General features: G+C 71.4%; 22 protein-coding genes and 1 tRNA gene. 18 read left to right on the top strand and 5 right to left on the bottom strand.

Features of this window, described 5'->3' with window-relative positions:
• The first annotated feature begins 119 nt into the window (after positions 1–119).
• From EDF63_RS17285 to EDF63_RS17270, 4 genes are all read left to right on the top strand, one after another.
• Positions 120–1,124, top strand: coding sequence for a RimK family alpha-L-glutamate ligase (locus tag EDF63_RS17285; protein WP_123314236.1), 1,005 nt, complete (start codon positions 120–122; stop codon positions 1,122–1,124).
• A gap of 169 nt (positions 1,125–1,293) precedes the next feature.
• On the top strand, positions 1,294–2,334 hold the full coding sequence (locus EDF63_RS17280) for an LLM class flavin-dependent oxidoreductase (protein ID WP_123314235.1): 1,041 nt from the start codon (positions 1,294–1,296) through the stop codon (positions 2,332–2,334).
• The gene (locus EDF63_RS17275) at positions 2,334–3,653 is read left to right on the top strand and encodes an O-acetylhomoserine aminocarboxypropyltransferase/cysteine synthase family protein (protein WP_123314234.1); all 1,320 of its coding nucleotides are present in this window, start codon (positions 2,334–2,336) and stop codon (positions 3,651–3,653) included. Before EDF63_RS17280 ends, EDF63_RS17275 begins: the two co-directional genes overlap by 1 nt.
• 9 nt (positions 3,654–3,662) lie before the next feature.
• The gene (locus EDF63_RS17270) at positions 3,663–4,595 is read left to right on the top strand and encodes a 4-(cytidine 5'-diphospho)-2-C-methyl-D-erythritol kinase (protein ID WP_123314233.1); all 933 of its coding nucleotides are present in this window, start codon (positions 3,663–3,665) and stop codon (positions 4,593–4,595) included.
• Between the two features lie 12 nt (positions 4,596–4,607).
• Here EDF63_RS17270 and EDF63_RS17265 read toward each other — a convergent pair whose 3' ends face one another.
• Entirely contained in the window at positions 4,608–6,260 is a 1,653-nt protein-coding gene (locus EDF63_RS17265) for a glycosyltransferase family 39 protein (protein WP_123314232.1), read from the bottom strand.
• A 95-nt stretch (positions 6,261–6,355) separates the two neighbouring features.
• Between EDF63_RS17265 and EDF63_RS17260 the strand changes: the two genes are divergently transcribed.
• From EDF63_RS17260 to EDF63_RS17235, 6 genes are read left to right on the top strand one after another with little or no spacing between them, the layout of a single operon-like run.
• The gene (locus EDF63_RS17260; protein ID WP_185021499.1) at positions 6,356–7,426 is read left to right on the top strand and encodes a HesA/MoeB/ThiF family protein; all 1,071 of its coding nucleotides are present in this window, start codon (positions 6,356–6,358) and stop codon (positions 7,424–7,426) included.
• Between the two features lie 53 nt (positions 7,427–7,479).
• A complete protein-coding gene (locus EDF63_RS17255) occupies positions 7,480–7,896 on the top strand; it encodes a molybdopterin-binding protein (protein ID WP_123314230.1) in 417 nt (138 codons plus the stop codon).
• Positions 7,893–8,702: a molybdate ABC transporter substrate-binding protein gene (gene modA / locus EDF63_RS17250; RefSeq protein ID WP_123314229.1), complete on the top strand. Its 810-nt coding sequence runs from the start codon at positions 7,893–7,895 to the stop codon at positions 8,700–8,702. The genes EDF63_RS17255 and modA overlap by 4 nt, the downstream gene beginning before the upstream one ends.
• Positions 8,703–8,705: 3 nt before the next feature.
• Positions 8,706–9,506, top strand: a complete 801-nt coding sequence (locus EDF63_RS17245; protein WP_123314228.1) for an ABC transporter permease — start codon at positions 8,706–8,708, stop codon at positions 9,504–9,506.
• Positions 9,503–10,528 (top strand): sulfate/molybdate ABC transporter ATP-binding protein, encoded by a 1,026-nt coding sequence (locus EDF63_RS17240; protein WP_123314227.1) that lies wholly within the window; start codon positions 9,503–9,505, stop codon positions 10,526–10,528. The genes EDF63_RS17245 and EDF63_RS17240 overlap by 4 nt, the downstream gene beginning before the upstream one ends.
• 12 nt (positions 10,529–10,540) lie before the next feature.
• Positions 10,541–11,641: a calcium:proton antiporter gene (locus EDF63_RS17235; RefSeq protein WP_123314226.1), complete on the top strand. Its 1,101-nt coding sequence runs from the start codon at positions 10,541–10,543 to the stop codon at positions 11,639–11,641.
• Between the two features lie 123 nt (positions 11,642–11,764).
• Here the strand turns inward: EDF63_RS17235 and EDF63_RS17230 are convergent, their stop codons facing one another.
• The 3 genes from EDF63_RS17230 to EDF63_RS17220 are packed head-to-tail and all read right to left on the bottom strand — an operon-like array spanning position 11,765 to position 14,499.
• Positions 11,765–12,004, bottom strand: coding sequence for a MoaD/ThiS family protein (locus EDF63_RS17230; RefSeq protein ID WP_123314225.1), 240 nt, complete (start codon positions 12,002–12,004; stop codon positions 11,765–11,767).
• Positions 12,005–12,007: 3 nt separating this feature from the next.
• Positions 12,008–13,054, bottom strand: a complete 1,047-nt coding sequence (gene moaA, locus EDF63_RS17225; RefSeq protein WP_123314224.1) for a GTP 3',8-cyclase MoaA — start codon at positions 13,052–13,054, stop codon at positions 12,008–12,010.
• Between the two features lie 5 nt (positions 13,055–13,059).
• Complete coding sequence (locus EDF63_RS17220) at positions 13,060–14,499, bottom strand: glycosyltransferase family 87 protein (protein ID WP_123314223.1); 1,440 nt, start codon at positions 14,497–14,499, stop codon at positions 13,060–13,062.
• An 87-nt stretch (positions 14,500–14,586) separates the two neighbouring features.
• Between EDF63_RS17220 and EDF63_RS17215 the strand changes: the two genes are divergently transcribed.
• The 4 genes from EDF63_RS17215 to pheA all read left to right on the top strand — a co-directional run bounded on the left by EDF63_RS17215 (position 14,587) and on the right by pheA (position 17,945).
• Positions 14,587–15,894 (top strand): molybdopterin-dependent oxidoreductase, encoded by a 1,308-nt coding sequence (locus EDF63_RS17215; protein WP_123314222.1) that lies wholly within the window; start codon positions 14,587–14,589, stop codon positions 15,892–15,894.
• Entirely contained in the window at positions 15,891–16,340 is a 450-nt protein-coding gene (locus EDF63_RS17210; protein WP_123314221.1) for a hypothetical protein, read from the top strand. Before EDF63_RS17215 ends, EDF63_RS17210 begins: the two co-directional genes overlap by 4 nt.
• A 28-nt stretch (positions 16,341–16,368) precedes the next feature.
• Positions 16,369–16,914 carry a MarR family winged helix-turn-helix transcriptional regulator gene (locus EDF63_RS17205; RefSeq protein ID WP_123314220.1) on the top strand — a complete coding sequence of 182 codons (546 nt, stop codon included), beginning with the start codon at positions 16,369–16,371 and terminating at the stop codon, positions 16,912–16,914.
• 74 nt (positions 16,915–16,988) lie between these two features.
• Positions 16,989–17,945, top strand: coding sequence for a prephenate dehydratase (pheA, locus tag EDF63_RS17200; protein ID WP_123314219.1), 957 nt, complete (start codon positions 16,989–16,991; stop codon positions 17,943–17,945).
• Between the two features lie 269 nt (positions 17,946–18,214).
• Here the strand turns inward: pheA and EDF63_RS17195 are convergent, their stop codons facing one another.
• Positions 18,215–19,291 carry a diacylglycerol kinase family protein gene (locus EDF63_RS17195; RefSeq protein ID WP_123314218.1) on the bottom strand — a complete coding sequence of 359 codons (1,077 nt, stop codon included), beginning with the start codon at positions 19,289–19,291 and terminating at the stop codon, positions 18,215–18,217.
• Positions 19,292–19,377: 86 nt separating this feature from the next.
• Here EDF63_RS17195 and serS point away from each other — a divergent pair, with 86 nt between their 5' ends.
• From serS to EDF63_RS19145, 4 genes are all read left to right on the top strand, one after another.
• A complete protein-coding gene (gene serS, locus EDF63_RS17190; RefSeq protein ID WP_123314217.1) occupies positions 19,378–20,640 on the top strand; it encodes a serine--tRNA ligase in 1,263 nt (420 codons plus the stop codon).
• The gene (locus tag EDF63_RS17185) at positions 20,637–21,500 is read left to right on the top strand and encodes an HAD-IIB family hydrolase (protein ID WP_123314216.1); all 864 of its coding nucleotides are present in this window, start codon (positions 20,637–20,639) and stop codon (positions 21,498–21,500) included. The genes serS and EDF63_RS17185 overlap by 4 nt, the downstream gene beginning before the upstream one ends.
• Before the next feature lie 82 nt (positions 21,501–21,582).
• Positions 21,583–21,670, top strand: a tRNA-Ser gene (locus EDF63_RS17180).
• Complete coding sequence (locus EDF63_RS19145) at positions 21,670–23,235, top strand: Druantia anti-phage system protein DruA (protein ID WP_395872328.1); 1,566 nt, start codon at positions 21,670–21,672, stop codon at positions 23,233–23,235. Before EDF63_RS17180 ends, EDF63_RS19145 begins: the two co-directional genes overlap by 1 nt.
• The last annotated feature ends 952 nt before the right edge of the window (positions 23,236–24,187 follow it).

Genomic DNA, 24,187 nt, shown 5'->3' with positions numbered 1-24,187 from the left:
CCGGACGAGCGCGCACCGTGCGACCCGGACCCCCGGCTCTCCCCCACCACCCCGCCCCACGAAGCAACCCCGCGTCACACACTTGGCCGCGTGCGGTATACCGTGCCTAGGGTGGGGCTGTGAGCACTCCCCGCGTGTACGTCATCCACGAGAACCCCGAGTGGTTCCCCCCGCTCGCCGCCGCCTTCGAGGCCGAGGGCGTCCCGGTGCAGGAGATCCTGCTGACCGAGGGACAGATCGACCTCGCTGCCGAGCCGGAGCCCGGCGTCTACTGGAGCCGCATGTCCGCGAGCTCCCACACCCGTGGCCACGAGCACAGCAAGGAGTACACCCGCGCGATCCTCGGCTGGCTCGAGCGTGCCGGTCGCCAGGTGGTCGGCGGCAGCCACGTGCTCGAGCTCGAGGTCTCCAAGGTGGCCCAGCACGGGCTCCTGCAGCAGGCCGGGTTCGACGTGCCGCGGACGACCGCCGTGTTCGGCACGACGACGCTCAAGCAGGCCGCCCGCACCTTCACGAACGGCCAGGACGTCCCGTTCATCACGAAGCACAACCAGGGCGGCAAGGGCCTGGGCGTCCGTCGTTTCGACTCGCTCGCCGAGTTCGACGCCTACGTCGACAGCCCCGAGTTCGAGGCCCCGGTCGACGGCATCACGCTGCTGCAGGAGTTCCTGACCGCCCGTGAGCCCTTCATCACCCGCGTCGAGTTCGTCGGCGGCGAGTTCGTCTACGCCGTCCGCGTCGACACCAGCGCCGGCAGCTTCGAGCTCTGCCCCGCCGACGCGTGTGAAGTACCCCAGGCGACGTGGGACCAGCACAGTGCCGGAGCGGTCTGCGACGTACCGGGAGCCGACCAGCCGAGCGCGTTCAGCGTCCGGACCGAGATCACCGCCGAGCACCCGCTGGTCCAGCAGCTCCGCACGTTCCTCGCCGACCAGCGCGTCACCATCGCGGGCGTCGAGTTCATGGAGACCACGGATGGCCGGACCGTCGTCTACGACATCAACACGAACACGAACTACAACCCCGCGGTCGAGGAATCGGCGCCGGCCTCCGGCCCGCGCTCCATCGCGCGGTACCTCGGTGGCCTGCTGGAGACGCAGTACGCAGCGCAACTGACGGCCTGAGAACGCAAGAACCACCGGACGGGAGGCCCGTGGCGGGCCCGCCCCGACTGCCTCCGTAGGCTTCGGCAGCGCGATCCGCACAACGCTTCGCGTCGTCAACCAGCGGCCCCCGCCCGTCCGCTCCGCGCCCCTTGCAGGGCACTCCCCACCTCCCCAAGGAACTCACCCCGTGCGATTCGGATACTGGACCCCGCTCTTCGGCGGCTGGCTGCGCAACGTCGACAACGAGAACATGCCGGTCACCTTCGACTACGTGAAGCGCTTGGCGCAGCGCGCCGAGCGGATCGGCTTCGACCTGACGCTCGTGCCGGAGCTCAACCTCAACGACATCAAGGGCACGGCGGCGCCGTCGCTCGAGGCCTGGTCGCTCGCGGCGGCCATCGCGGCGACGACCGAGCGCCTCGAGATCATGGCGGCGATGCGTCCCGGCTACCACCTGCCCGCGGTGACGGCGAAGCAGGCGGCGACGATCGACGACATCTCGTGCGGCCGCTTCACGTTCAACGTGGTGAGCGCCTGGTGGGCGGAAGAGGCCAAGCAGTACGGCGGCATCTTCTCGGAGCACGACGACCGGTACAAGCGGACCGCGGAGTTCGTCGAGGTCATGAAGGGGATGTGGCGGGAGACCCCGTACTCGTTCTCGGGCGAGTACTACGACGTCCAGAACGCCCACCTCGAGCCGAAGCCCCGTGTGACGCCGCGCATCTACGCCGGTGGCGAGAGCGAGGCGGGCAAGGCCGCGATCACGGGGTACGCCGACGCCTACGTCACCCACGGCGGCACGGTCGAGGAGCTCCGGACGAAGATCGCCGAGATGAAGCAGCGCCGGGTCGACGCCGGACTGCCGCCGTTCGAGGCGTTCGGCATGGCCGCGTACGTCATCGTCCGCGAGACCGAGGAGGAGGCGCAGGCCGAGCTCGCGCGGATCACCGACGTGCAGCACGGCAACGCGTACGAGTCGTACCAGGACTTCATCTCGAAGTCGCAGCTCGAGCACGTCCCCTCGCTCGAGGACTACTCGGTGTCGAACCGCGGTCTGCGCCCCGGGTTCGTGGGGACGCCGTCGCAGGTTGCCGACCGCATCCGGGAGTTCGAGGACGCCGGGGTCGACACGCTGCTGTTGCAGTTCTCGCCGCAGCTCGAGGAGATGGACCGCTTCGGCGAACAGGTCATCCCGCTCGTCCGCCCGTCGGTCGGGGCGCAGTCCTGATGGGTGCCACACCGACCAACGCCGAGGACGGCTGGGCGTTCGAGACCCGGCAGATCCGCGCCGGCTTCAAGGCCGACCCGGGGTTCGGTGGCAACGTCCCGCCGATCGCCCAGACCGCGGCCTTCGTCTACCCGTCCGGTGAGGACGCGGCGGACCGGTTCATGCTCAACGCGCCGGGGCACACGTACTCGCGGGTGAACAACCCGTCGGCGGCCGCGCTCGAGCGTCGGATCGCCGACCTCGAGGGTGGCATCGGGGCGTTGGCGCTGGCGTCCGGACAGGCGGCGACGTCGCTCGCCGTGCTCGGCGTCGCCCGCGCGGGCGACCACGTCGTGTCGAGCGCCTCGCTGTACGGCGCGACGTACACGCTGTTCGCGTCGACGCTGCGTGACCTCGGCATCGCGTTCACCTTCGTGCAGGACCCCACCGACCTGGACGAGTGGGCGGCGGCGGTGCGTCCGGAGACGAAGGCGTTCTTCGGCGAGTCCATCCCGAACCCCCGCGGCGACGTCCTGGACTTCGCCGGGGTCGCCGGGGTCGCGCACGAGGCCGGTGTGCCACTCATCGTCGACAACACCATCGCGACGCCGTACCTGGTCCGACCGATCGAGCACGGTGCGGACATCGTCGTGCACTCGGCGACGAAGTACCTGGCCGGTCACGGCAGCGCCATCGCCGGGCTCGTCGTCGACAGCGGCAACTTCGACTGGGCGGCGCATGCCGACCGGTTCCCGCAGCTGGCGACGACCGAGCAGTCCGGGTTCGCGAACACGAACTTCGCCGAGAAGTTCGGCCGCCGGGCGTTCATCCAACGCACCCGGTCGAAGCTGTCCGCCGATCTCGGTCCGGCGATCGCACCGTTCAACGCCTTCCTCGTGCTGCAGGGCATCCAGACCCTGTCCCTGCGCATGGAGCGGCACGTGTCGAACGCGGCCGCCGTCGCGACGTGGTTGGACGCGCACGACCAGGTGCTCGGCGTGCACTACGCGGGACTGCCCTCGTCGCCGTGGCACCACCTGCAGCAGCGGTACGTGCCGAAGGGCCCCTCGGCGGTCCTGGCGTTCGACCTGGACGGTGGGGTCGATGCCGGACGGCGGTTCGTGGCCGCCCTCGAGCTGTTCGACCACGTGTCGAACATCGGTGACGTCCGGTCGCTCGTCGTGCACCCGGCGTCGACGACGCACGTGCAGATGACGTCGTCGGAGCGGGCCGCTGCGGGTGTCGGCGACGGGCTCATCCGCCTGTCGATCGGCCTCGAGCACATCGACGACGTCCTCGCCGACCTGGCGCGGGGCTTCGCGGCAGCCGCAGCGGGATAGGTTGGGGGCATGACCACGTTGGCCGCCCCGACCCGCGTGCGGACGCGCGCCCCCGGCAAGATCAACGTGTTCCTGTCCGTCGGTGCACTGCAGGACGACGGCTACCACGACGTGGCCACGGCGTACCAGGCGGTGTCGCTGTACGAAGACGTCACGGCCGAGCCCGCCGACGACTTCTCGGTGACGTTCACGGGGCCGATCGACACGTCGAACGTGCCGGTCGACGAGTCGAACCTGGCGATCCGTGCAGCCCGGCTCGTGGCCGACGCCGCGGGACACCAGGGCGGGGTCCGGCTGACGATCGACAAGCAGGTGCCGGTGGCCGGCGGCATGGGCGGGGGCTCGGCGGACGCCGCGGCCACGCTGCTCGCCGTCGACACGCTCTGGGGCACCGCCCTCGGTCGCGAGGAACTGCTCCGCCTGGCCGCGCAGCTCGGCGCGGACGTGCCGTTCGCCTTCGCGGGCGGGACGGCCGTGGGCACCGGGCGCGGCGACGAACTCAGCCCGGCGCTGGCGAAGGGCGAGTTCCACTGGGTCCTCGCGCTGAGCGACGACGGGTTGTCGACCCCGGCCGTCTACCGTGCGCTCGACGAGCACCGCGAGCGCTACCGCGCCGACATCGCACCGGCGCCGTCCCACCCCGTGGTGGAGTCGAACGTGCTCCAGGCGCTCCGCGCCGGCGACCCCGACCTGCTCGCCGACTGCGTCCACAACGACCTGCAGGCCCCGGCGATGCGGCTGCAGCCCGGACTCGCGTCGACGCTCGAACTCGGCGAGAAGGCCGGGGCGCTCGCGGGACTGGTGTCCGGCAGCGGACCGACGGTGGCGTTCCTGGTCGGGGACCGTGACGCCGCGCTCGAACTGCAGGTCGAGCTCAGCGCAGCCGGTCTCGTCGCACTCCGGGCCACCGGTCCGGTGCACGGCGCCCGCGTCGTGCACTGACGGCGACGACCGTCAGCGGCTGTACTTCCACAGGATGACCGTGTCCGTGTGCCAGTACCGCACCACGTGGAAGCCCTGGTCCTTGAGCGTCTCGGAGACCTGGGGTCGGATGTTCCGCGACGTGGCGCCGACGAACCACACGGTGTCGATGTCGGTCAGGCGTGCCGGCACGGTCGTGGCGATGTCGCCGTTCACGTTCCACAGCTGACCGCGCTCCGCGCCCGTGCTCGCCACCGCCAGGTCCCGCATGCCGCTGAAGGCCTCCGGGTAGGCGTCGGCGATGACCTGCGCGGTCGCGGTCGGGTGCCCCCAGACGCTGCCGTAGACCACCCCTTCGTCGGCGTCGGTGGTCACGTCCCGCTCGCGTTCGATGATCGCCGCCGCGTTCGCCCAGTGCGAGGACTGCTTGGCGTGCGGCAGTCGCACGATCGTGCTCGTCGGCACGGACAGCAGGACCATCGCGGCGACCGCGACGGCGACCCAGCGCCGCGGACGGAGCGCCGTGATCGCGAGTCCGATCAGGAGCGCGACGAACGGCAGACTCAGGCTGGCGTACTTGGGGGAGTACAGGTGTTCTCCGGCGGCGGTCGCGGCGACGAGCAGCGCGGTGGGCACGACCGTCAGGGGCACGGCGACACGGACGGCCTGCATGCGGAGCACCTCGCGGGCTCCGGATGACGGGCGTCGGGCCGCGCGGACCGTCAGCACGACCGCGACGATCATGAGCAGCCACGCGACGGCGGCGTACGGGTAGACGACCCCGAACCACGCGGTCGCGAACACCTGGCGCAGCGTGGCCCACCCGATGCCGGTGATCCAGCCGACCTGCTTGGCCTGCCCCGCAGCGAGGCCGATGAACGGCAGCACCACCACGGCTGCGGCCACGGCGGCGACGGCCCAGCGGACGGCGACGGCACGGTCCACCATCGCCGAGGGCACCGCACCGCTGCGGTCGGTGACCGACGCCTGCCGGCGGGCCGCCCGGTCGGCGACGCCGGTCCACGCGAGCACGACGCCGTGCGCCACGACGGCGAGGGCCAGGTAGACGTTGAAGAGGACGGCCACCGCTGCGAGCGCCCCGTAGACGACCCACCACCGCGTCGCGTGGTGCCGAGCCCGGGTGCGACGGACCGCTGTCAGCCCGACGAGGGTGAGCAGCGCGGCGAGTGTGGTGACGGTCGCGTAGGGGCGGCCCTCGGTCCCGGCCCAGGCGACGCGGGGCAGCAGCAGGAAGACCACGCCGGAGACGACCCCGAGCCGGACGCCGCCGAGCCGCCGGCCGAGCGCCACCACGAGCGCGGCGGCGATCCCGATCGCCAGGGCGCTGGGGAAGCGGAGCGTGAACGGGGAGTACCCGACCAGCGCGAGCCAGACGTGCATGAGCGCGTAGTACAGGCCGTGCACGGCGTCGACGTTCTGCAGCTCCGCCCAGAGCGCCGGCCAACTGCGCTGCGCGCTCGTCAGGGTGGCGGCTTCGTCGTACCAGACCGACGGCACCCACGTGAAGGCCGCGGCGACGACGACACCGACCGCCCCGACGGTGATCTCGGGCGCACGCGCCAGGGTCTGCACGGTCGACAGGGCGAGTGCCCGGAGCCGTGCTCGCGTCGACGCGTCCGACGTCGTGCGTCGGACCGTGACGGTGCCGGTGCGGGGGGAACTCACGCCCGCGACCGTACCGAGCGGCTCTGAGCATCCGCCGCGTCCACCCGCTGAGCATTCACATGCAGGGATTCGGTGCGACCGGCCAGAATGACGGGATGGACCCCCTCGTCGCCCCCGTCGCAGCGCTCTCCCCGTGGCGGACACGGCTCGGCTCGCGGACCGCTGCCCTCTCCGACGTCGGCGCCGACGGGCTCCGCCGTCTGGCCGCTTCACGCGTCCTGGTGGTCGGCGCCGGCGGCCTCGGCGCGCCCGTCGTCGCGTACCTCGCCGGTGTCGGACGGCTCACGGTCGTCGACCCGGACGTGGTCGACGCGACGAACCTGGCGCGCCAGACGCTCTTCACGGCGGCGGACGTCGGCTCGTCGAAGGCCGAGGTCGCCGTGGCCCGCGCCCGCGCCGTCGACCCGGAACTCGACGCGGTCGCCGTGGTCGGGTCCTTCACCCCGGAACTCGTCGCCGGGCACGACGTGGTCGTCGACGCGGCGGACTCCGTGCTGGTCACCCGGGCGGTCTCGGACGCCTGCGCCGACGCCGGTGTGCCGTTCGTGTGGGGCACGGTCCTCGGCCAGGACGGGCAGGTCAGCGTGTTCCGCGACGCCGGGCCGGACGGCGTCGACTTCCACGACCTGCACCCGGAGGCGCTGCCCGACGAGGGATCCTGCGCCCTGGACGGCGTCGTTCCCGCACTGTGCGGCGCCGTCGGAGCGGTGATGGCCGGACAGGTGCTCGCCCTGGTCACCGGCACCGGGGAACCGTTGCTCGGACGGGTCCTGACCGTCGACGCCCGCCGGTGGCGGTGGAGCGAGAGCGTCGTCCGGCGTGGCCCGGCATCACGACGACCCGTCGTGGTCGCTCCCGCCGGCGCCGACCGGATCGCCCCGTCGGCGCTCGCCGCACGTCTGGCCGACCCGACGGACCGGGTGGTCGTCGTCGACGTGCGCACCGACGCCGAACGCGCGGACGGCGTGGTCGCCGGTGCCGTCACGGGTGACGTGGTCGCCGGCGACGCCGACGCGGCGGACGTGGTCGTCTACTGCGCCCGTGGCCCGCGTGCGGACGCATGGGCTGCCGCACAGCCGGCCTGGAGGCGCGTGGCGGTCCTCGACGGCGGGTTCGAGGCCTGGCGTCGCGAGGGGTTGCCCGTGGCGATCGAGCGCACCGCCTGATCCGACACGGATCGGGTCCATGGCGCCGCTTCCGCGGCTAGGATCGTCACATCATGTCGCAACTGCGGATCCGCGATGCTGCTGCCTTCCTCGGTGTCAGCGACGACACCGTGCGCCGACTCGTCGACGGCGGCACCTTCCACCGGACCACGGACGAGGCCGGTCGAGCGGTCGTCGACGGTCGGCAGGTGGCCGAGTACGCCCGGACGCGGAGCACCGAGCTCGCCGATCCGGCGTCGGGCGTGAAGAGCTCGGCGCGGAACCGGTTCGTCGGCATCGTCACCGACCTGGTCGTCGACACCGTGATGGCGCAGGTCGAACTGCAGTGCGGCCCGCACCGCGTCGTCTCGCTCATGAGCGCCGAGGCGGTGCGCGACCTCGGGCTCGAGGTCGGGTCCGTCGCCGTCGCGTCGGTCAAGGCCACGATGGTCGCCGTCGAGGCGCCCGCACTCCAGGAGGACCTCCGATGAGCCGTCGTTCCCGCTCGCTGCTCGTGCCCCTCGCCGTCGTCGCGGCGCTCGGCCTGTCGGCGTGCTCGACCACCGACGCCCCGGCGGGGTCGTCCTCGTCGGGGTCGACGACCGCGACGGACCGCGGTGCGACCGGCTCGATCACGGTCTTCGCGGCGGCCTCGCTCCAGCAGACGTTCACCACGCTCGGCAAGGACTTCGAGCTCGCGAACCCCGGCGCCTCGATCGAGTTCTCGTTCGCGGGCTCGAGCGACCTGGTCACCCAGATCCAGAACGGTGCACCCGCCGACGTGTTCGCCTCCGCCGACGAGGCGAACATGGCGAAGCTGTCCTCGACCGACCTGGCGAGCGGGTCCCCGCGCGACTTCGCGACGAACGTCCTCGAGATCGCCGTCGCGCCGGGCAACCCGAAGGGCATCACGGGCCTCGACGACCTGACCGGGTCCGGCGTCCAGCTCGTCACGTGCGCCGCGCCGGTGCCGTGCGGTGCCGCGACGGCGAAGGTCGAGTCCGCCGCGGGCGTCGACCTGCGACCCGTCAGCGAGGAGCAGTCCGTCACCGACGTGCTCGGCAAGGTCGAGTCCGGTCAGGCCGACGCCGGGCTGGTCTACGTGACCGATGTGCAGGGCGCCGACGGCAAGGTCGACGGTGTCCCGTTCGACGAGTCGAGCAAGGCCGTCAACACGTACCCGATCGGCGTGCTGAAGGAGTCCGAGGACCCGGAGCTCGCGCAGGCGTTCTCCGACTACGTCCGCTCCGCCACCGGCCAGAAGGTGCTCGCCGCCGCGGGCTTCGGGAAGCCGTGACCCGTGGCCTCGCGGGCTGAGGGACGGCCACCGGTCGCCTGGTGGCTCCCGCTGCCCGCGGTGCTGGGCGGTCTGTTCGTCGTCGTGCCCGTGCTCGCGATGCTCGGTCGGGTGGACTGGTCGTCGTTCGTCGCCCTCGTCACCTCCACGGCATCGCTCACCGCACTCGGACTGAGCCTCGGCACGGCACTGACCGCCACGGCCGTCGCGTTCGTGCTCGGCTACCCGCTCGCCGTGCTGTTCGCGCGGTCCCGCTCACGGTGGGTCGGGGTCGCCCGCGCCGTGGTGCTCCTGCCGCTCGTGCTGCCACCCGTCGTCGGCGGACTCGCACTGCTCGCGGCGTTCGGCCGCCTCGGGGTGGTCGGGGCGTTCCTCGACGACCACGGGCTGCACATCGCGTTCACCACCACGGCGGTCGTCATCGCGCAGACGTTCGTGGCCATGCCGTTCCTGGTGTCCGCGATCGAGGGGGCGCTCCGCGTCGAGGGGGACCGGTACGAGCGGGTCGCCGCGACCCTCGGTGCCGGCCCCACGCGCACGTTCCTGACCGTCACCACCCCGCGGGTCCTGCCCGGCATCGTCTCCGGACTGGTGCTCTGCTTCGCGCGTGCGCTCGGCGAGTTCGGCGCGACCCTGACCTTCGCGGGCAGCCTGCAGGGGGTCACCCGGACCCTGCCCCTGGAGATCTACCTGCAGCGCGAGGTCGACCCCGACACCGCCGTGGCCCTGGCGGTCGTGCTCGTCGTGGTGGCCGTCGTGGTCATCGGTGCCTCGTCCCTCCGCACCCGGGGCGTGGCCACGTGACCGGGGTCGCGGCGCGGATCGTCGTCGAGCGGCGGGACGTCGACGTCGCCCTCGAGGTCGGCGCGGAGGAGTGCGTTGCGGTCATCGGGCCGAACGGCGCGGGCAAGTCCACCGTGGTCGAGGCCCTGGCCGGTCTGCTGCCGATCGACGCCGGGCAGGTGGTCCTCGGCAGCACCGTCGTGGCGGACCACAGCCGGACCGTGCCCGCCCACCGCCGCCGCATCGGGCTCGTCGCCCAGCGGCCCGACCTGTTCCCGTTCCTCGACGTGATCGGCAACGTGGCGTTCGGCCCGCGGGCAGCCGGGGTCCGACGAGCAGCCGCCCGGACCCGCGCGCTCCGTGCGCTGGCGGCCGTCGGCGCCGACGGCCTGGCGGACCGGTCCCCGGACACGCTGTCCGGCGGGCAGGCCCAACGCGTCGCGATCGCGCGGGCGCTGGCCACCGACCCGGCGGTGCTGCTGCTCGACGAACCGACGTCGGCGCTCGACGTCGCCGCACGTGACGAGGTCCGTGCAGCGCTCCGGACCGCGATCGCCGGGCGCCCGAGCCTCCTGGTCACGCACGACCCGGTCGAGGTCGTCGCCCTGGCCGACCGGGTCGTCGTCGTCGAGCACGGCCGGATCGTCGAGGAGGGCACCCCCGCCGCCGTGCTCGGACGGCCCACGAGTGCGTTCGCGGCGGCGTTCTCCGGGCTCGCGCTGGTGCGCGGGACCGCCACCGTGGGTGGGATCGCGACCGACGGCGGCGGCGAGCTGGTGTCGGGGACGCACGCCGTGCCTCCCGGTCGGCCCGCCCTGGGCGCCTTCCACCCGACGGCCGCCCGGCTGACGCGGAACGGCGCCGGGCCGGTGCGCACCGTCACGTCGCTCGAACCGCGGGACGGACTGGTGCGGGTGCGCGCCGGGGACCTCGTCGCGGACCTGACCCTGGCGCGGGTCACCGCACTCGGGATCGGACCCGGTGACGCGGTCCACGTGGACGTTCCCGCGTCCGAACTGGCGGTCTACGCGCCGCGCGGTTGAGACAATGGTCGGATGACCTCCTGGTTCCCCAAGGCGTGGCCCGTGGCCATCCCGATCCTGGCGGCCGTCGTGCTCGCGTTCTCGTACGGCCGCTACGGACTCGGCACCGTGGTCGTGGCGATCGTCGCGGTCGTGCTCGCCGCCACCGTGCTCGCGGCGGTGCACCACGCCGAGGTCGTCGCCCACCGGGTCGGTGAACCCTTCGGGTCACTCGTGCTCGCCGTCGCGGTCACGATCATCGAGGTCGCGCTGATCATCTCGCTGTCGAGCTCCGGCGGTGCCCAGGCCGAGACCCTGGCGCGCGACACGGTGTTCTCGGCCGTGATGATCACGATGAACGGGCTGGTCGGCCTCGCGATCCTGATCGGGACGCTCCGGCACAACACCGTGCGGTTCAACCAGGAGGGCGCCAGTGCCGCGACGATGACGGTCGCCGCACTCGCCGTGCTGACCCTGGTGCTGCCGACGTTCACCACCGGCACCGACGACGCGTCCTTCACCGGCACGCAGCTGGTCTTCGTGGCCGTGGCGTCGCTCGTGCTCTACGGACTGTTCGTCGTGACGCAGACCGTGGCCCACCGTGACTTCTTCCTGCCGGTCAACCGTGCCGGCGGGGTGCTCGTCGAGTCCGAGGACGTCCACGCCGCACGCCCGTCCGGTCGCACCACGATGGTGTCGCTCGGGCTGCTGGTCGTCGCCCTGGTCGCCGTGGTCGGGCTCGCCAAGGTGGAGTCGCCCGCGATCGAGGCCGGCGTCGCCGCGGTCGGCTTCCCGCCGTCGTTCGTCGGCGTCGTGATCGCCCTGCTCATCCTGCTGCCCGAGGGCATCGCCGCGTCGAAGGCCGCCGCCCGGAACCGGATCCAGACGAGCCTGAACCTGGCGATGGGGTCGGCCATGGCGTCGATCGGTCTGACGATCCCGTCGATCGCGGTCGCGTCGCTGTTCATGCCGGGCACGCTGCTGCTGGGGCTCGGGCCGTCGCAGATCGTGTTGCTCGCCCTGACGATCGTCGCCGCGGTGCTCACGGTGCTGCCGGGCCGTGCGACGCGACTGCAGGGCGGGGTGCACCTGGTGATCTTCGCCGCGTTCATCGTGCTGTCCGTCTCGCCGTAGGGCGCGGGGGCGGGGCGGCGGCGGCGTACCTGGTCGATTCGGGCGTACCTGGTCGAAAGTTCTGACCCGGTACGCCCGGAAGCAACAGGCATCGCGTGCGTTCTGGGAAGGAACGAGCGCCGCTCAGCCGCCGGCGAAGGGGGGCATGACGTCGACGACCGCGACCCCGGACAGCACGGTGCTGCGATCGCGGGTGGTCACGCCGTCGACCAGGAACGAGCACCGCTCCTGCAACGCACTCCAACGCGACGGGTCGGTGGCGGTGACCTCGCGCAGGGCCTCGTCGATCGTCGCAGCCGTCGTGGACAGGTCGTCGACGCCGACCGCCGCCCGGGCAGCGGCGAAGAACCGGATCGTGGTCATCGTTCAGCCGCCGATCGCACTCATGCCGCGCGTCGGGTGCACGAGCTCGTCGCTGTCGTCGCCGTGGTCCCGCGGCTTCGCCCACATCGCCCGGCGCCACAGCTCGGCCACCTCGTCGTCGGAGGCCCCCGCGCGCATCGGACCGAGCACGTCGGTCTCCGCGTCGGAGAACAGGCAGCTCCGGACGTTGCCGTCGGCCGTCAACCGGGTCCGGGTGCAGTCGGCGCAGAACGACTCGGTGATGCTCGCGATGATCCCGACCGTGCCGAGTGGCGCACCGGAGCGCGCGTCCTGCACCCGGTACCGCTCGGCCGGGGCGCCGTCGCGCGGGGCATCGTCCGGCGTCAGCACGAACGACGACGCCAGCAGCGCACGGGTCTCGGTCGCGGTCACCATCTCGGTGCGGTCCCACGCGTGGTCGGGGTCGAGCGGCATCTGCTCGATGAACCGCAGTTCGTAGCCGCGGTCGAGGCACCAGCGCAGCAACTCCGGCGCGGCCTCGTCGTTGATCCCGCGCAGCAGCACCGCGTTCACCTTGATGTCGAGGCCGGCGTCGTGTGCGGCCGACAGTCCGGCGATGACCTTGTCGAGGAACGGGCGGCGGGTCACGGTGGTGAACACGTCGGGGTCGACGGTGTCGAGCGACACGTTCACGCGCCGCAGCCCGGCGTCGTACAGGGCCTGGGCGCGGTGGGCGAGGCCGATGGCGTTCGTGGTGAGCGACAGCTCCGGGGCGTCGGGCAGTGCGGCGCAGCGGGCGATCACGTCGACCAGGTCGTGCCGGAGCATCGGCTCGCCGCCGGTGAACCGCACCTTGCGCACGCCGAACCGCGACGATCCGATGCGGACCAGTCGCTCGATCTCCGTAGCGGTCATCAGTGCGTCGTCGGGGGCGAACGGCAGCCCGGCGGCCGGCATGCAGTAGGTGCAGCGCAGGTTGCAGCGTTCGGTCAGGGACACCCGCAGGTCGATCGCGCGACGCCCGAAGCGGTCGACGAGTCCGGCGGACGCCGGGTCCACGGTCGTGCCGAGCAGGGTCGCGGGTGCCATGCGGCTCAGCGTACGTGCTCGACGCGCCGGAACGACAGCCGTTCCCACCAGCGCCGCCAGTCGGACCGGCTCGTGCGCAGGAGCGTGACCACCACGATGACGGCCACCGCGGCGAGCAGCCACCACCGGTAGGCGTCCGTCGACGGCCACACCCCGCGCAGCGCGATCGCGAGTCCGATCGACAGCCACTCCCACCGGCCGGACAGCACCACGAACGGGATGAGCAGCAGCGCGTACCAGGGGTAGCGCGGGGTCACGGCGAGGAACGTCACGCCGATCATCAGGACCTCGCCGGACCACGGCCTGGACGGGTCGGACAGGCGCCACGCGACGAACGCGGCGAGCAGCACGGCGAGCCCGACCACCACGGTCGCGGCGTCGCCCCGGAAGACCATCGACACCAGGGCGAACCGCGAGCCGTCCTCGTAGCCCTCCTCGCTCAGGTACCCCGGCAGGTACCCGAGCACGTCGAGCCCCGTCGTCAGCACGTACGGCACGTAGAGCAGCCCGAACACGGCGATGCCGACCGGGATCGCCCACCAGGACCGCCACCGGCCGAGCAACGGCGGGTACACGATCGCCGGGATGAGCTTGGTGGCCGTGGCCGCTCCGAGTGCGATGCCGCCCCAGATCGGTCGGCCGAACGCGACGAGCACGGCACCCGCGGTCGCGAGCGCCGCGCCCAGGGCGTCGACGTGCGAGTTCGTCACGGCCTCGGACGCCACCAACGGCGACCAGGCCCAGAGCGCGGCCCACCACGTCGGGCGACCGGTCTTCCGCAGCACCACCACGAGGGCGACGGTCACCACGAGGGACAGCAGCAGGCCCGCCACCTGGAACGGCAGGTACTGCGCGGTGGCCGGCACGAAGGCGCGGACGGCGGCGAACCAGAGCTGCGCCATGGGCGGGTAGATCGTCGTCACGTCCGGCCGGTTGATCGCGGTGCAGTGGCCGTCCGCGCCGTCGCCGAGGCCGCGGAACCGGGGCTTGAGGTCGTCGCACGTGCCGTCCACCTTGTCCGGGAACAGCCAGTCGGGCCGAAGACCGGACAGTGCCGTGGACTGGGGGGTGTGCGCGTACGGTGAGACACCGGCATGCTGGACGATGCCGTCCCACGCGTACCGTGCCGAGTCGGTGCTCGTGCTCGGGGGACCGGCCAACGCCGCGAGCCCGACCACCACCGCCCCCACCACGACCACGGCGGTCATCCACCGGGCGGGCACGAAGCGCAGTGCGAGCACGGCGATCACGAACACCGTCCAAGCGATCAGCGTCCAGGCAACGAATGACGAACGAGTGTCGGAACGGAGGAACCCCAGATGCGTGACGCCGAAGGCGATGACGCCCGCGAGGGCCAGGACTCCGACGACCGCTCCCACGACGGCGAGACGGGCACCCGGACCGACGGCGGAGGACGGTCGGACGGCACGCAGTCGGTCGCTCATGGTCCGTCGAGGCTAGCGGGCGTACGACACCTGCTGTTCGAGGCGCGGGCCGCACTGGCCTCGCCGAACCGGAACGCGCGCTCCGCGGTGGTGCTCGGACGACTGCTCGGCCTGGCGTTCGTGGTCTGCTTCGGCACCGGCATCTACAGTCACCTGCTGCAGGAGCCCCTCGGCTGGATGCGGTTCCCGACCCGGCCGACGCAGCTCTACCAGTTCACGCAGGGCCTGCACATCACCACCGGCATCGCGATCATCCCGCTGCTGCTGGCGAAGCTCAACACCGTCATGCCCGCGCTGGTGCAGGTGCCGCCGGTGCGCGGCGTGCTGCACCTGTTCGAGCGACTCTCGATCGCCGTGCTCGTGTCGGCGTCGATCATCCAGGTCACGACCGGTCTGCTCAACACGTACCAGTGGTACCCGTGGCCGTTCCCGTTCCGCCAGGTGCACAACGCGATGGCGTACGTGATCATCGGGTCGCTCGTCATCCACATCGCGGCCAAGCTGCCGGTCATCGCCCGCTACTGGCGGAAGCGGGACTCGTACGACGAGCAGGGCCGGTTCATCGCGGACCCCGCGTCCGGCAGCGAGCTCCTTCCGCCGACCCGGGAGGCCCGGCCCGCGTCCGCCCCGCACGCTGCGGTCGCCGAGACCGCCGGGTCCACGGCACCCGGCCTGCTGGGCCGCGTGTTCCGCTGGATCGACGGGGTGGACGAGGTCGCCGCGCAACCGGCGGCCGACACGGCGGAGCCGACCCGGGCCTCCCGGTCGGTCGACGAGCGTGCACAGGGCCGACGTCAGCGGATCGCGCGACGCGGGTTCTTCGGCGGCGTGACGGCCGCGGTCGTGGGCGTCGTCGCCCTGACGGCGGGGCAGTCGTCCAAGCTCGCCGAACCGTTCAACGTGTTCGGAGCGCGCCAGCGCGGTCTCGGCGCGAACGGCCTGCCGGTCAACCGCACCGCCCGCGCGGCGGGCGTGCTCGCCAGTGCCACCGCCGCGGACTGGACCCTGACGGTCGTCGGACCCGACGTGACCCGCACCTTCGTGCGTGCGGAACTCGTCGCCCTCGGCACCACCGAGGTCGACCTGCCGATCTCGTGCGTCGAGGGGTGGAGCCAGATGGCGACGTGGAAGGGCATCCGGATGCGCGACCTGCTCGGTGCCGTGCAGGCCGAACCCGGCTCGCACGTGCGGGTCACGAGCCTGGAGCGGCACGGCGGCTACCGGATCATGGACATGGGGCCGGAGTACGCCGAGGACCCGACGACCCTGGTGGCGCTCGAACTGAACGGTTCGACGCTCGACCTGGACCACGGATTCCCGGCGCGGGTCATCGCTCCGGGGCGGCCGGGCGTGCTGCAGACCAAGTGGATCGAGAAGATCGAGGTGCTGCGGTGAAGGCCGCGCGGATCGTGCTCGTCGTGGTCGGCGTGCTGGTGATCGCGTTCGGGGCGTCCGTCCTCGTGACCTCCGTGTCGCCGAAGCGCATCGGTGGGTTGGCCGCCTGGCTGCTCGGTGCGGTCATCCTGCACGACGCGATCCTGTCGCCGTTCGTCGTCGGTGCCGGGCTGCTGCTCCGGCGGGCCGGTCGGTCCCTGCGGGCCTGGGTGCTCGTGGTCGTGCAGGCGGCGATCGTGCTCGGCAGCGTGCTCGCGCTCGTGGTGCTGCCCGAGATCGCTGCGAAGCGGCACGGGCAGAAGAACCCCACGATCCTGCCGTTCGACTACGGCACGCGGTTGCTGATCGTCGAGGGCGTGCTGCTGCTCGTGGTCGTGGCGGTGCTCGTCGTCGGGGTGGTGCGGGCGCGGCGGTCTGCGGTGCGCGGCTCGCGGACCACTGGTTAAAGCGACAACCTTTCGGTAGGATGACGACATGACCGACGAGACCCCGTGGCTCACCCGCGAGCAGCTGCGCGCGTGGATGAAGCTCGTGGCCGTCATGGAACTCCTGCCGGCGGCGCTCGACCAACAGCTGCAGCGCGACGCCGACCTGACGCACTTCGACTACATGGTCATCGCGATGCTCTCCGAGACCGACAGCCGCACGCTGCGGATGTCGGCGCTCGCCTCGGCCACGAACGCCTCGCTGCCGCGGCTGTCGCACGTGGTGTCCCGCCTCGAGAAGCGCGGACTCGTGACCCGCTGCCCGTCGACCTCGGACCGCCGGGCCACCGACGTCCGGCTCACCGACGCCGGCTACGCCACCATCGTCGAGGCAGCACCCGACCACGTCCGCACCGCACGCCACGTGGTGATCGATGCCCTGAGCGAGGAGCAGGTCGTCCAGCTCGACGGCATCGCGGCCGCACTGCTGACGCGGCTCGACCCCGAGGGGCGGTTCGCGGCGCTGACGTACCCGCGGGACGACGACGACACCGCGATCTGCGAGCAGCGGCTGACGGGCGCCAGCACCGACTGAGCGTTCTCGGTCGGCGTGCTGCCGGCGTCGGCCGACTCGGCTGGTGCGCTCGGTCGTTGCAATAGGCTCGGCCCATGACCGACCCCGCCGCGCCGTCCGACACGTATTCCTACCTCGGACCGGCCGGCACCTTCACCGAGGCGGCCCTCAAGCTCGTCGAGGCCGCGGCCGGCAAGCCGTGGCGGAGCGTCAACAACGTCGGTGAGGCCCTCGACGACGTCATGTCCGGCCGTTCGGTCGGCGCGGTGATCGCGATCGAGAACAGCGTCGACGGCGGGGTCAGCGCCACGCAGGACGCCCTCGCCCGCATCCCCGGCGTGCGGATCGTGGGGGAGTACCTGGTGCCGGTCGACTTCGTGCTCGTCGCGCGCCCCGGCACCACGCTGGCCGACGTCCGCACCGTGAACGCCCACCCGGTGGCGTACGCGCAGACCCACAACTGGCTCGAGGCGAACCTGCCCGGCCACGGCCACATCCCGGCGTCGTCGAACGTCGCGGCCGCGCTGGCCCTGCTCGAGGCGAACCCCACCGCCGACGCCGCTGTCGCCCCGCCGGGCATCACCGACCACCACGACGTCGTCGTGCTCGCGTCGTCGATCGGCGACAACGCCTCGGCCGTCACCCGCTTCGTGCTCGTGTCGAAGACGCTTGCGCTGCCCGAGCCGACCGGCGCCGACAAGACGAGCGTCATCGTCGAGCTGCCCGCCGACCACCCCGGCGCCCTGGTCGACATGCTCGAGCAGTTCGCGACCCGCGGCATCAACATGGGGCTGCTGTCGTCGCGCCCGATCGGCGACGAGCTCGGCCGCTACCGGTTCGTCATCGACCTGGACGGCCACGTGCAGGACGAGCGGGTGGCCGACGCCCTGCTCGGGCTGCGCCGGTTCAGCCCGCGCGTGACGTTCCTCGGGTCGTACCCGCGGGCCGACGGCGTGCAGCCCGAGGTACCGACGCGCTACTCCGACGCGGCGTTCGTCGAGGCGCGGGACTGGCTGCGCGCGATCGTGTCCGGCGAGCCCGACGCGGGCTGACGCGCGGCGCTGGCTCGTCGGTCGGCGCGTCTGGCGCACGGTGCGGCTCTTGTCGGCCGGTGCGAGGTTGCCCGCTCCGTGCGCCGTTACAACCTCGCACCGAGCGCGCAACCGCGCACCAGTCGAACGACCCCGCACGGTGCGTGATCACCCCGGTCCGCACAACCCCGCACGTGCTGAACAACCCCGCACGGTGCGTGATCGCCCGGCCCGCGCAACCGCGCACAGGCCGAACAACCCCGCACGGTGCAGCGCGGCCAGCTCCCGGCTCAGCGCTTGCGGCCGCGCACCCAGCTCGGCCGCGGCTCGACCGTCGGCACCTTGACCGTCAGCGAACCGGGGTCGATCCGGGCGCGGAACGCCGTGATCTCGCCCACCGGGTCGCCGTCGATCTCGAACTCGTCGGGCTTCTCGAGCCGCAGCGTGAACTCCTCGCCGCGCATGTAGCGCAGCGGACGTTCCTGCTTCGCCGCCGTGGTGATGCGGCGGCCGATCAGGGTGTCGGACAGCGCCGAGCGTCGGAACCAGCGCAGGATGCCGTTCTCCCAGAACACCCGCGCGCCGATCCGGACCCAGCCGAAGAACCCGCGGGGCCGCATCACGACGATGTCGAACACCCCGTCGTCGATCTCGGCGTCGGGCAGGAGCATCGCGTTGGCCTGCAGCATGCCGCAGTTGCCGACGATCACCGAGTGTGCCCGCACCGACCCGTTGCGGGCCGAGTCGTCGAGCCGGTACTTGAACTCGAAGCCGTCGGTGTCCCGCACGGAGCGCAGGAGCGAGTCGAGGTAGGCGAGCCAGCCGACGCGCTTCTTCAGCTCGGGGCGGGTGTTCGCGATCATCCGGGCGTCGAGCCCGAGGCCCGCCATCACGACGAAGCCGAACTGCTCGCGGGCGCCGTCGGGTCGCTCGACGCCGAGCAGTCCGAAGTCGATGGAGCGGTCGTGTCCGGAGAAGATCGTGTGGGCGCTGCTCGCCAGGTCGTCGAGGGGGAGCTTCATGTTGCGGGCGAGCAGGTTGCCCGTCCCGCTCGGCAGCAGTGCGAGCGCGGCACCGGAGCCGTGCACGACCTCGGCGACCGCACGGACGGTGCCGTCACCACCCGCGGCGGCGACGACGTCGGCCCCGGCGTCGAGCGCTGCGCGGGCCATGCCGCCGCCCGGGTCTTCCTCGGTGGTCTCGAACCACAGGGTCTCGGCCCAGCCGGCTTCCTGCTGGTGCTGCTCCACGGTGGCCTTGAGGGTGGGCAGGTGGACCTTGACCGGGTTGTAGACCACGGCTGCCGTCCGGTGCTCGGTGGGGAGGGCGTCCTGGTCCGCGGGCGCGGTCTCCGAAGGGGTCGACATGCGACCAACGGTACCGATCGGATGCTGCGCGTGGACAGCCCCGCGCGGACGGTCGACGTGGATGTGGCCGCCTCTAGGATGGAGCGGTGATCGATCCCCAGCTGCTTCGTGACAACCCGGACGTCATCAAGGCCTCGCAGGAGGCCCGCCGCGCATCCGTCGCCGTCGTCGACGAGGCCGTCGCCGCCGATGCCGCCCGCCGCAGCGCGATCACCGCGTTCGAGTCGCTCCGCGCCGAGCAGAACGCCTTCGGCAAGACCGTCGCCAAGGCCCCGAAGGACGAGAAGGCCGCGCTCGTGCAGCAGGCCCAGGCGCTCTCGGCGCAGGTGAAGGAGGCTCAGGCCACCGTCACCGCGGCCGAGGACACCTTCAACTCGGTCGTCCGCGCCATCCCGAACGTCGTCCTGCCCGGCGTCCCGGCCGGTGGCGAAGAAGACTTCGTGACCCTCCGCACCGTCGGCACGAAGCCCGAGTTCGACTTCGAGCCGAAGGACCACGCCGACCTCGGCGAGCACCTCGGCATCATCGACATCCCCCGCGGTGTGAAGGTCTCCGGCTCGCGCTTTTACTTCTTGCGCGGCCTCGGTGCCCGGCTCGAGATCGCGCTCATGTCGCTCGGTCTCGACCGTGCCATCGCCGCCGGCTTCGAGCCGCTCATCACCCCGACGCTCGTCCGCCCCGAGACCATGGCGGGTACCGGCTTCCTCGGTGAGCACGCGGCCGAGGTCTACCGGCTCGAGGCCGACGACCTGTACCTGACCGGTACGAGCGAGGTCGCCCTCGCCGGCTTCCACGCCGACGAGATCCTCGACATCGAGAACACCGCGCACCGCTACGCCGGCTGGTCGACCTGCTACCGGCGCGAGGCCGGGTCGGCGGGCAAGGACAACCGCGGCATCCTGCGCGTGCACCAGTTCAACAAGCTCGAGATGTTCGCCTACGTCCACCCGGACCAGGCCGAGGCCGAGCACGAGAAGCTGGTGTCGTACCAGGAGCAGATGCTGCAGGACCTCGGACTGCACTACCGCGTGATCGACGTCGCCGCCGGTGACCTCGGCACGAGCGCGGCGAAGAAGTACGACATCGAGGCCTGGGTCCCGACGCAGGGCACGTTCCGCGAGCTCACCTCGACGTCGAACTGCACGACGTTCCAGGCCCGTCGCCTCGACATCCGCTACCGCACCGAGAGCGGCAAGACGGCTCCGGTCGCCACCCTGAACGGCACCCTCGCGACGACCCGCTGGATCGTCGCGATCCTCGAGACGCACCAGCAGGCCGACGGCTCCGTCGTCGTGCCCGAGGTGCTGCGCCCCTACCTCGGTGGCGTCGAGGTGATCGAGCCCCGATGAGCGCGCAGGGGCGGTTCGTGGACGGTGCGGCGCAGGGCGCGGGCACCGGTGCTCCCGCCCGCACGAAGCGCTGGCTGGTGGCCCTCGACATCGACGGCACCACCATGCGCGAGGACGGCGTCATCACCGAGGCCGTGGTCGCCGCCGTGCGCGATGCCGAGGCCGCTGGGCACGAGGTCATGCTGTCGACCGGTCGCAGCGAGGGCATGACGGTGCCGTTGCTCGAGACCCTCGGCATCGAGCCGAAGTACCTCGTCTGCGCCAACGGAGCGCTGACCCTGGCCCGCCGTCCGGACGGCTCCTACGAGCGCGTCCACGTCGAGCACTTCGACCCGAGCGACGTCCTGCAGACCATCCGCGGGGCCCTGGAGAACGCGGCCTTCGGCGTCGAGGACGAGACCGGCCACTTCCGGCTCTCCGAGAACTTCCCCGCCGACACGATGACGAACGCCGGCGAGCTGGTGCCGTTCGACCAGCTGCTCACGGTCGAGGCCACCCGCGTCGTCGTGATCTCGCCGGAGCACGGGCTCGAGGAGTTCCTGCAGATCGTCGAGGACATGGGCCTGCACAAGGTCTCGTACACGGTCGGCTGGACCGCGTGGCTCGACATCGCGCCAGAGGGCGTGACGAAGGCCACCGCGATGGAACGCGTGCGCGAGTGGCTCGACATCCCGCGCTCCCGCGTCTTCGCCGCGGGTGACGGCCGCAACGACATCGACATGCTCCGCTGGGCCTCGACCTCCGGTCGCGGCGTCGTCATGGGTCAGGCTCCGGACGACGTCGTCGACGCGGGCAACGAGCTCACCGGTGGCGTGTCCGACGACGGCCTGGCAGCGGCGCTCGACTCCCTGCCGCGCTGATCTGCGCTGACGCGCACGGCGGACGGGAGGCCCGTTAGACTTCCCGGGACGCGGTCACGTCTCGCCACGTGGTCGCGTCACTGGAGGGTTGTCCGAGCGGCCGATGGAGCCTGTCTTGAAAACAGGTGGGCAGAGATGTCTCGTGGGTTCGAATCCCACACCCTCCGCCATGGCACCTTTCGGAATTATGAAGGTGTCATATTACGATTTTTCCTGCCGATCCGCGTGCTTGCGCGGCTCCGCAGCAGGCTTTCCCGCGCGGGCGGGGAAGTTCCCACGGAGCTTTTCCGTGCGCGCCAAGCTTGCCCGTGCGCTCGTTGGACAGGCATCAGCCGAGCTGATCTGGGGTTTTCTTGCCCACCGCATGTGGGCGTCAGTGGTATGCAAGTTCGCGGTGCGGGCGGGGCTCGACGGGGCGTTTTGGTCGGTGTCACAGGGGCTCGTCCGTCGTCGAGGCGAGACAGATTCGACGACCGGGAGCATGTCGAGCTGGGCCGGGGACATCGTCGGCGTTGCCCTCCGCATGACGCCGTTCGAGCAGCGATGCGGCGTGCAGATGCTCGATACGTCTGCCGCTCGTGTGTCCGGCGTGTTGCCGAAGCGGGGACGCGAGTGGTCTCCAGACGCCCGCTCCGCGGCCCCTTGCGATTCCGGGTCGGACGGCCGCCGACGAGCCTTCGTTCGAGCGTTGCGCGCGGAGGGCGTTCGTCTCTTCGGGGACCGTGTCGTGCCAGTCGATGGTGACGTGCGGGGCGCGCTTCGACGCCAGTGGGTGACGCAGCATGCGGAGGGGCGCACTCGGGAGCGGGCCGCTCTCGAAGCGTTGGATGCGGGTCTTGATCTCCGGGTGTGGGGGTGGGGTCGCGAGGATGCGATCGACCCAGCAAAGGTGCGGCCGCGGTTCGTGCTCGTGTCCGAGGTGGAATCAGCCGACGCTGCTCTCTGGCGGTGGGTAGTTCTCGGAGCGGGCGTTCCGGTGCGCAGGGGAACGCGGCGTCGACTGCGCGTGCTCGTAGCGGACGACGGCCACGACGGCCGTCTGATCGGCGTGCTGGGCGTCGGCGAAGCGTTCGAGCGTCAGCCGTTGCTGCACGCTTGGTGCGGCATCGATGCTGGTGCCACCGGATCGGACCGCGCATGGCTGTTGCACTCGTTCGAAGCGGTAGGACCCTACGCCGGCATGTTCGGTCGCAAGCTCCTCGCCGCGCTTGCTACGAGTGCAGAGTTTCACGACCTGATCTGGGAGCAGTCCGGCTCGGATGTTGTCGCGCTGGTAGCTCAGGAAGAGGCTGAACGCGCCTCCGTCCTCGAGGGTTTCGATCTCCCGAACGCTACTGCGGTAGCACTGGGGGATGGCGCCGAACATGATTGGCGTGTGTGGGGAGAGGCCGCTCAGATACTGCTCGACGCTGCGCGGACGCGGCTGCGTGAAGCTCCAGCGACGGCGCCAGCGGAGGGAATTGCGTTGGGATCGCCCCTGGGGCGCTCGGGGCTTGCAGCGCTTGGCTTGCCGGCGCGCCATCCCCGCCTGTTCCGATCCGCGCCCCGACTGTTCGTGTTGCCGATGGTCTCGGGTGCGCGGGCAGCGCTGCGGGGGAACAGTACGAGCGAGGCACGGCTGACGATTGGCGAGGTGGCTAGTTGGTGGGAGCGCGGGTGGGGGCGCCGGGCTCTGACCGTAAAGGGGTCGGCAGGGGCCGCGACACGCCCGGGTGAAAACCGGTCAGTCGCCTGATTTTCTTTCTCCCAGGCGTTGCTCATGTGCTGCCCCCAAATCGGGGGTAATGCTGCGTGGAGTTGGCGTGGCAGCGGCGGGATATCGCGGCAGCGCGCCGGCTCTCCCGTCCTGCTTAGTGAAGCAGTCTGTGGCTGTAAGTGGTGTCTGGCGAGCGTGGGTGTAACGCAATGACGATCAGGGCTTTTGCGGAAATTTGACGCTCGGCCTTTAATAGGTACTGTAGGGAGCATTCCCGGTTAAACCTACGAGCCTGTAACAAATGCTCCGCAGGTCGCTTATGAGGGCACCCCGCGAGCAAAGTACGCGTTTTGCGAGTCGTCGGCGAGTCGCATGCATCGATGGCCCTGGATCCGCATGGTTGCGCGGATCTAGCCTACTGAAGGCCGCATTTAACTACTTCCTGAGTGCGAGCGCCGTCCTTGTGTCCCGGTGGACAGGATTCCGACATGCCCTATCGTTTTTCGTAGGCCGACGCAGCGTCGGACTCCTCGTCACGAAAGGGCCACTGTGCCGCGAACGCACGACTCGAGCTGACGGTGAACGGCGCGGGGATGATCTCCCATCCCTGACCCGCCGAGCGACCGTCCTTCTGCCACCCACAGACTTTCAGGGAAAACATGACTGCGCACTATGCGCGGGACATGCAGAAGGCCACCCCATCCGTTGGCGCGGATGCTTGGGGTGGCCTTCGTGGATCCTCGCAGGGAAACCACGATCAGCGTATCCGGTCTACCAATTCCGGTCAAGAGCGCCTGATTCCGCATGCTCGCTTTACACCGCCCACAAATGGGCACCTCAACAGCACTCGTTCCAGCACGGCACCCGCGGGACGACGACCACGACCCATGGGGCCTACTCGCCGCCGTCGCCCGCCAGGCGCACCGCGTCCCGCTCGCCCCGTCCCACCCCGCCCCGTCACCCCCAGGGGTGCCTTCGTCACGCCGGTGAT

Source organism: Curtobacterium sp. JUb34 (genome assembly GCF_003755065.1).
Taxonomy (GTDB): Bacteria; Actinomycetota; Actinomycetes; order Actinomycetales; family Microbacteriaceae; genus Curtobacterium.
Note: the sequence above shows the minus strand (reverse complement) of the source record. Positions and strands in the feature narration are given on the sequence as shown.